Raw genomic sequence first — 6,983 nt, 5'->3', positions numbered from 1 at the left:
CAGAAGATGTCTCATGAAATATCCCGGCGAGAGGTGGGCCGCATCCATACACACAGCCGCCCGCCTCCCGCCAGCCACCCCGCGCAGGCGTCCGGGCGGCGACGCCGGGGACCGGGCGCGGACGGTCTGGCCGCTTCCAGATGCCATGAACACTCTCCGACGATGGCGCGAGTGGCCAATGTTGAGAATTCTCAATGGTCAGGACGGAACCGTGGCGCACTCCGAAAATTCTCTGGAATCGCGAGACCTTAAGGCTGATTTCGCAGGCGATCTGAAGCCGACCGTCGTGATTTCTTCATTTGAGGACCGGGGCCCTTCCTGGTGGAGATCGTCTCGACGGGTCGCCTGACGGGGCCGCCGTTTCTTCCCGTTCGCGCGGGTGGATCGGGCGTCCGCCCACGCGGTCCGATCGTAGCGGCCGGCGGTTTGCGGGCGGCGATTTTCGTGAGGGACTTTAGCGATGCGGAATTCAACTCGCGGCCTGGTGGGCGCCGCAGCGGCGATGCTTCTCCTTGTCGGGTCCGGAGCGAACGGCGCGGAGCCGGCTGCCGCACCGAGCCCCGCGGCAAGAGCGCCGAAGACCCTCAAGATCCTGACACCGGACCAGGTGAACCCTGCCCGTCTGCTGGCGCCGCCGCCGGAGGACGGTTCGGCCGCGCAGCGCCTGGACCTCAGCGAGGTGCAGCGCGCCTACCGTGAGCGGTCGCCCGAACGCTACGCCCAGGCCAAGTGGGACGACACCCATGAAAGCCCGGAACTGTTCGCCGCCACCCTCGGCCCTGCCTTCGACCTCGCCAAGCTGCCAGAAACCGCCAAGCTGCTGGCCTTGGTGGACAACGAGCAGTCGGTGAGCGCCAACATCGCCAAGCGCTACTTCCTGCGCAACCGGCCCTGGGCGATCGACACCAGCATCGTGGCCTGCGACTACAAGCCCGGCGCAAATTCGAAGACCTCCTATCCCAGCGGCCATGCCACCCTGGGCTATTCGGTGGGTGGCGTGCTTGCCGAACTGATCCCGGAAAGGGCGCAGGCGATCCTCGCCCGAGCGACGGACTATGCCTACAGCCGCGAGGTCTGCGGCGCGCACTATCCCTCCGACGTCGAGGCGAGCCATGTGCTCGGGTCAGCCATTGCGCTGCAAATGCTCGCCAATCCGAAAGTCATGCCGATGGTCTCGGCGGCCCGGGCCGAGCTACGCGCCGCCGGCCTGACCGCGGCGCCCCGGGTCGGAGACGCCGCATCGCCGGCCTCGCCGGCCAGGGGACGATGAACCTGGGGAACGCCGCGGCGCTGGCGCGTCATCAAGGTGTGATGAGGTTCGGCTAGCGGGAATGCATGCAGGCCGCAAAACCTCACCGTGGCGCGTCCGCGACGTCCGCGACGGTCGGGCTCAGGCTCCTCATCGTCGAAGACGAGCCTGAGGTCGCACGGGACATGTCGAGGAACCTCGCCGCCCGAGGCCACCAGCTGAAAGTCGTGGGCGACGGCCTCGCGGCGCTGCGCGCCGGTTGCTACGACGAATTCGATGTGATGATTGTCGACCGACTGCTCCCAGGCATGGACGGCCTGTCCGTGGTGCGGGCCCTTCGCGCCCGCGGCGTGGGGACCCCGGCGCTATTGGTCACGGCCCTCGGCGCGGTCGCCCACAGGATCGACGGCCTGGAAGGCGGCGCCGACGACTACCTCGTCAAGCCTTTCGACTTCGACGAACTGCACGCCCGGGTGAAGGCGCTGGGTCGAAGGGCCTCGAACGCGCGTCACGAACCGACCCGGCTCCAGTACGAAGACCTCGTCATGGACCGCCTGGCGCGCACGGTTCGCCGCGGCGACCGGGAGATCGAGCTCCTGCCCCTCGAGTACCGGCTGCTCGAGGTGCTGCTGCTGAACGCCGGCGAGCCGATCACACGGATGATGCTGCTCGAGCAGGTCTGGGGCCTGCACTTCGATCCTCGTACCAACATCGTCGAGACCCACATCAGCCGCATGCGCGGAAAGCTCGACCCTGATGGGACGGAACCGCTGATCCGTACCCGGCGCGGCATCGGCTATCTGATCGGCCCGGCCCCGCCGACGAGTCCGTGAACCAGGTGTTGGCCGTCATTCTCGGCGCGACGCTGGGCGCCCGCCGTTTCTGGACGCGCACCGGGGTCCGTCTCGCCGCCGTCCAAGTGCTCGTGCTGCTGATCGCCCTCGGCGTGGCCGGACTTATGACCAGCTCGGGCGTTCGCGCCCTGAGCGAAGGCACGTTGCGGCGCGAGATCCAGGGCGAGATGACCTCGCTGCAGGATGAGATTTCTCGATTCGGCGAGGGGCGGCTGGCCACGACAATCGATCGCCGGACGCGGTTGTGGCGAGGGTTCGACTATGGCCTCGAGGGGCCGCATGGAGAGCGCCTGGCGGGGACCCTGCGGTTGCCGGCCGGGCGCGCAGGCTGGATGGAGACGAGCCAAGCTCAGGCCTCCGGCGGGACGGCGGGCGATCTTGTCTACGTCCAACCCACCCCCCTGGGCGGGAAACTGGGAGTGGGGAAGGACCTGGCCGGGATGCGGCGCGAAATGCGGCTGGTCACCGACCGGTTGATCGCGGCCGCTGTCTGCGGCGGACTGCTGTGCCTGGCCGTCTGGGGGTTGTTCATGCGATCGACCTGGCGGCGCCTGTCGAACATGGGGGATGTCGCACGCCTCGTCGCCGAGGGCCGGCTGAACGTCCGTGTCGCGGCCGCGCCCCCTGCCGGCCGCGCCGATGACATCGATCAGTTGGGAAATGCCTTCAACACCATGCTGGACCGCATCGGCGGACTGGTCGGGCAGCTGCGCCGGATTACCATCGAGGTGGCGCACGACCTGCGAACACCGCTGACCCGCGTGCAGCAGAAGCTGGCGCGCCTGGAGGAGGCGCCCGATCTGTCGGCATTCCACCTGGAGCTGGTGAGCGAAGTCCGGGAGGATATCTGGGAATTGCTGCGCACCTTCGACGCCCTGCTGCAGCTCGCCGAGATCGAAGGCCGCAGCCTCGCCGACGAGGGGAGGTCCTTCGATCTGGCGGACGTGGCCCGCCGGCTCGCCGACATCTTCCGGCCCGATGTCGAGGAAGGCGGCCGGCGCCTGGAGGTCGACGCGACCTGCGCGACGGTTGTCGGCGATCCGGCGCTGGTGGCGCAGATGCTGTCCAACCTGATCGAGAACAGCATGCGCCACACCCCGGTCGGGACGACGCTCCGCGTGGTCGTCGCCACAGACCGCGACGGCGCACGCCTGACGGTGACCGACGACGGCCCCGGGGTTCCGACCCGCCTGCGCGAGGCGGTCCTGGCCCCCTACTTCCGGTTGGACAAGGGCTGCGGCTCGCCGGGCTCCGGAATGGGGCTGGCGATCGTCGCGGCTGTCGCAGCCCGCCATCGCGCCCGACTTGCGCTCGAGGACAACAACCCTGGCCTAAGGGTCACGGCGGTGTTTCCGCCGGCCCCGTCCCCAACCGACGCATCGGCCCGTCCGGCGGGCGCGCAAGTTCAGTTGAGCAGCATGAAGCCGATCGGCGCCAGCAGGCCCAGTGTCAGCAGGGCCAGGTTCCAGGCCCTGTCGCGCGGGCTCCGGAAAGCCAGGTAGAGACCGATCATCGTGGTCAGCGCGAGCACCACGGAGGTCGCCGTGGCGTAGGCTTTCAGCAAGATCGACCCCAAGCCTGCGCGCTCGGGCGCCGCCTTGGCGTTGGCGTTGGCGTTGGCGTTGGCCTTGGACTTGGCCTTGTGTTCGGCTCCGTCGCCTTCTTTCGCGGGCTTGGCCGCGTCCTTCTCGTGGACGTGCAGCGTCTGGTCCTTGTGCAGGGCGGCCATCACGCGGACGGCGGCCGGCGGCTGGTAGTCTCGCGCCGGCTGCGGCTTGTGCAGATCGAACACCTGCACAAGACCGCTGGCGGCGAAGAAGATCAGCCCCGGCGCGAAAAGCGAGCCCAGCCAGCCATGCAGCCGCCGAAAGGTCGCCGGAAGGGTTGCGGCCATCCCCGCGCGAGGGCGCGAGGACGCCTTGACCGGGGATGGAGTCAAGATCTCTGCGCCGCTCACTAGAACTTGGCCTTGAGCGTGAGCGCGAAGTTCCGCGGGACCTGGTACTCGAGGGCGTTTGCCGCACCGCCCGCGGCCGAGGTCTGGGCCCAGAGGTTCGTGCCGGCGATCAGCGCCTTGCCCTTGGCGATCAGCAGCCCGTGCTTGTCGAACAGGTTCAGAACCTGGGCTTCGGCGCTGTAGCGGCCCAGCCGATAGGTCAACGAGAGGTTGGCTTCGTCGGTGGTCTTGAGGAGGCCGGTGACCGGGGTGAGGGTCGCGTTCGACGCGCAGATTCCATTGGGCGCCGAAGAGCAGGTCGCGTTGGTGACGTACTGCGGGCCCTCCCATTTGTCGAAGAGCGAGACAATGGCGCCGTCGTCGGCGGTGAAGATCTGTTCGCGGGCGTAGCGCAACCCCAGAGCCGCGGTCCAACTGGAGACGCCGGTGAGCTCGTGTCCGTCGTAGAGCGGGTTCGACCGGTCATTGTCGCCGATCGCCTGGTTCAGCGACCAGTTTCCGAAGAGCGCCAGCTCGTGGTTCACGGCCCAGGTCGCATCCGCCTCGACGCCGCGATAATAGGCCCCGCCGCTGTTCGTGGAGTAGGTCTGGCCTGAAACGATATCGGTGAAAGATTGGATCTTGTTCTTAAAGTCTATGTAGTAGACGTCAGCATCGAGGCTGAGCGGCCCTTTGCTATATACTGTTCCTAGTTGATAGTTGGTAGATTCCTGCGGCACGATCTTCGCATTGACGTTTACGACATACAGGTTGCCGATGTTTGGAACCAGGAATCCTTGCGCATACTGCGCGTAGGCCGACCAGTTGTCGTTTATTCTGTAGTTTGCCGTAAGGAACGGCAGCGTCTGCGTGAAGACCTGGTTCGCATTCAGCGGCTGGCTGCCGATCGAGACCTTTTCGACGACCGCGTCGACGTGAAGGTCGAAGTGGACGTATTTGACGCCCGGCGTGATGGTCAGCTGGTCTGTGGGCTTCCACACGAACTGGCTGAACAGCTGGTACTGACGCCACCCGGAATGCTCGACGTACTGATCATTTAGCGGCACATCGGCGTAGACGCCTGAGGGACCGGGCCCGGTGGCGGCTTTCTCGCGATAGTCCGGCAGGCCCGTGAGGGCGTCGATGTCCTCGATGAAGCGCACACTCTTGGCTTCTTCGGTCATTGCACCGGCCGTCAGTTGTCCAAAACTGAAGTCCTTGGTGAACTTCGTGATGTCGCCCATCACGATGTACTGGTTCTTCTTGTAGTAGGCCGGCACGCCGAAGGTCTGCAGGCTGGCGGGGTAGGCCTTGCCCGGAGCCGGGTAGACAGCGCCCGGCGTCAGGGTCACCACATCACCGGCCGTCGTCGCGTTCGCCGTCTGCCCGGATTCCGTGCGGTTGCTGTAGTCGTAGTCGTAGATGGTCTGGTCGATGCCGAATCCCTCGCCCAGGTCGCCGGCCAGGCGCAGGTAGGCGAAGTCGGTGTCCTTGTGGACCCAGTTGTAGCCATAATAATCCGTATACTGCGGATTGTTGCTCAGCGAGAAGTTGGCGCCGAACTGCTCGGTCTGGGCCACCGTGGCGTCGCTGACGTCGGACTTGTTGTAGTAGCCCGTCGAATGCTCGAAGAGGCCGGTGACCTTCAGCTTGTCGGTGAGCGAGACGTCACCCTTGATCATCTCGTTGTTCGACCATGTGCGATTGTAGGTCAGATAGCCGTTCGAGCCGAGATCCTGGAAATTGACCAGCAGATGGGCGTCGTGGAAATCGGACAGCGTCCCGCTCTGTAGCGTGAGCACGCCCTGGTTGGTGTTGTAGGAGGCGGTGGTCGCGACGGCGGTGAGGCTCCTGGTCTGCTCGAACGGCAGGGAGAGCAGGTTGATCTGGCCGCCGAAGTTCGCCTGACCCAGGTCCGTGGCGTTGCCCGGACCGCGGTCGACGATGACCCCGCCGATCGTCGAGGCGGGGAAGAAGGCCGTGCCGTGGTGGCTGGGACCGTTGGTGTCGGCCCACGCGATCCCGTCGTAGGTGACGTTGTACTGGCCGTCCGCAAAGCCACGCATGGTGATCTTGCCGCCGTCCGACAGGCCCGAGCCATTGGGGTTCGGCTTGGAGACCATCGACGGCGCCATGACCGCGATGGTCGAGAAGTCGCCAACCCGCGGGGCGGCCTCCTCGATGAATTTCCGGGTGATGATCGCCTCGGGCTCCGTTTCGGTGAGCGCCCCGCGCATCGGCGCGACCGAGGTCACAGGGCTCGGCGGGGCCGTGACGACGACCTGCTCTACCTCGAGCTCATCGCGCGGAGGCGCGGTTTCAGCCCGCGCCTGGCCGGGGGATCCAGACGCCGCTAGCGCCAGCACCGACGCTGCAGCAAACAGGACATGCTGCGTACGAACCCGCGTCGTCATCATGTAATCGCCCCTGACCCCAGCCCATTGAATGAGGTTGTCCGCTGACGGGTCTGCCGGGCAACATCAGACGATGCTTAGCCAGAGAGGGTCGATCGCAGGCAAGTGACTGAACTATTACATCGACATGACAGTTACGTGTCGCTCTCCATAACCAATTGAGCTGACTGGATAATAGCAACTCTCAATGTCGATGTTCTGAGGATGGCCTTCAAGATTGAGATATCTCAACATTTCATCTGTTGCGACGCCATGCGCGAGGCCGTACCTGACATGTTTTAGGCAAGCGCGAGACGCCCTGGCGGCTTTCGCCAAACACATGGGACCGGGACCGGGCGCCCGATCTTGCCGGACCCGAGTCCCAAGGGGGCTATCTCACCGGCGTCGATCGAATCTGGCCTTCCCATGCCGAGGCGTCCGCCGTGCATGGGCTGGTGCGGGCGGTCGGGCTCGAACCGACACTCCAGAAGGAAGCAGATTTTAAGTCTGCTGCGTCTACCAATTTCGCCACGCCCGCTTGATTTTATTGG

The 6,983-nt window shown here is 65.7% G+C and carries 5 protein-coding genes and 1 tRNA gene; 3 read left to right on the top strand and 3 right to left on the bottom strand.

Features of this window, described 5'->3' with window-relative positions; all coding sequences use genetic code 11:
* Positions 1 to 460 precede the first annotated feature (460 nt).
* The 3 genes from E8A12_RS13820 (at position 461) to E8A12_RS13810 (ending at position 3,605) form a co-directional block, all read left to right on the top strand.
* A complete protein-coding gene (locus E8A12_RS13820; RefSeq protein ID WP_293369698.1) occupies positions 461 to 1,270 on the top strand; it encodes a phosphatase PAP2 family protein in 810 nt (269 codons plus the stop codon).
* 65 nt (positions 1,271 to 1,335) lie between these two features.
* The gene (locus E8A12_RS13815) at positions 1,336 to 2,082 is read left to right on the top strand and encodes a response regulator transcription factor (protein ID WP_293369696.1); all 747 of its coding nucleotides are present in this window, start codon (positions 1,336 to 1,338) and stop codon (positions 2,080 to 2,082) included.
* Entirely contained in the window at positions 2,079 to 3,605 is a 1,527-nt protein-coding gene (locus tag E8A12_RS13810) for an ATP-binding protein (RefSeq protein ID WP_293369694.1), read from the top strand. The genes E8A12_RS13815 and E8A12_RS13810 overlap by 4 nt, the downstream gene beginning before the upstream one ends.
* Here the strand turns inward: E8A12_RS13810 and E8A12_RS13805 are convergent.
* The 3 genes from E8A12_RS13805 to E8A12_RS13795 form a co-directional block, all read right to left on the bottom strand.
* A complete protein-coding gene (locus E8A12_RS13805; protein ID WP_293369691.1) occupies positions 3,509 to 3,997 on the bottom strand; it encodes a hypothetical protein in 489 nt (162 codons plus the stop codon). The two genes, E8A12_RS13810 and E8A12_RS13805, sit on opposite strands and share 97 nt — an antisense overlap.
* Positions 3,998 to 4,059: 62 nt before the next feature.
* Complete coding sequence (locus E8A12_RS13800; RefSeq protein ID WP_293369689.1) at positions 4,060 to 6,456, bottom strand: TonB-dependent receptor; 2,397 nt, start codon at positions 6,454 to 6,456, stop codon at positions 4,060 to 4,062.
* Positions 6,457 to 6,885: 429 nt separating this feature from the next.
* Positions 6,886 to 6,970, bottom strand: a tRNA-Leu gene (locus tag E8A12_RS13795).
* Positions 6,971 to 6,983 lie beyond the last annotated feature (13 nt).

Origin of the sequence: Phenylobacterium sp. (assembly GCF_004799395.1) — a bacterium.
In the GTDB taxonomy this organism is placed as follows: Bacteria; Pseudomonadota; Alphaproteobacteria; order Caulobacterales; family Caulobacteraceae; genus Phenylobacterium.
Note: the sequence above shows the minus strand (reverse complement) of the source record. Positions and strands in the feature narration are given on the sequence as shown.

Coding starts and splice junctions, on each gene's coding strand:
- E8A12_RS13815 (WP_293369696.1), top strand. CDS start 1,336: ATGCAGGCCGCAAAACCTCACCGTGGCGCGTCCGCGACGTCCGCGACG.
- E8A12_RS13800 (WP_293369689.1), bottom strand. CDS start 6,456: ATGATGACGACGCGGGTTCGTACGCAGCATGTCCTGTTTGCTGCAGCG.
- E8A12_RS13820 (WP_293369698.1), top strand. CDS start 461: ATGCGGAATTCAACTCGCGGCCTGGTGGGCGCCGCAGCGGCGATGCTT.
- E8A12_RS13805 (WP_293369691.1), bottom strand. CDS start 3,997: ATGGCCGCAACCCTTCCGGCGACCTTTCGGCGGCTGCATGGCTGGCTG.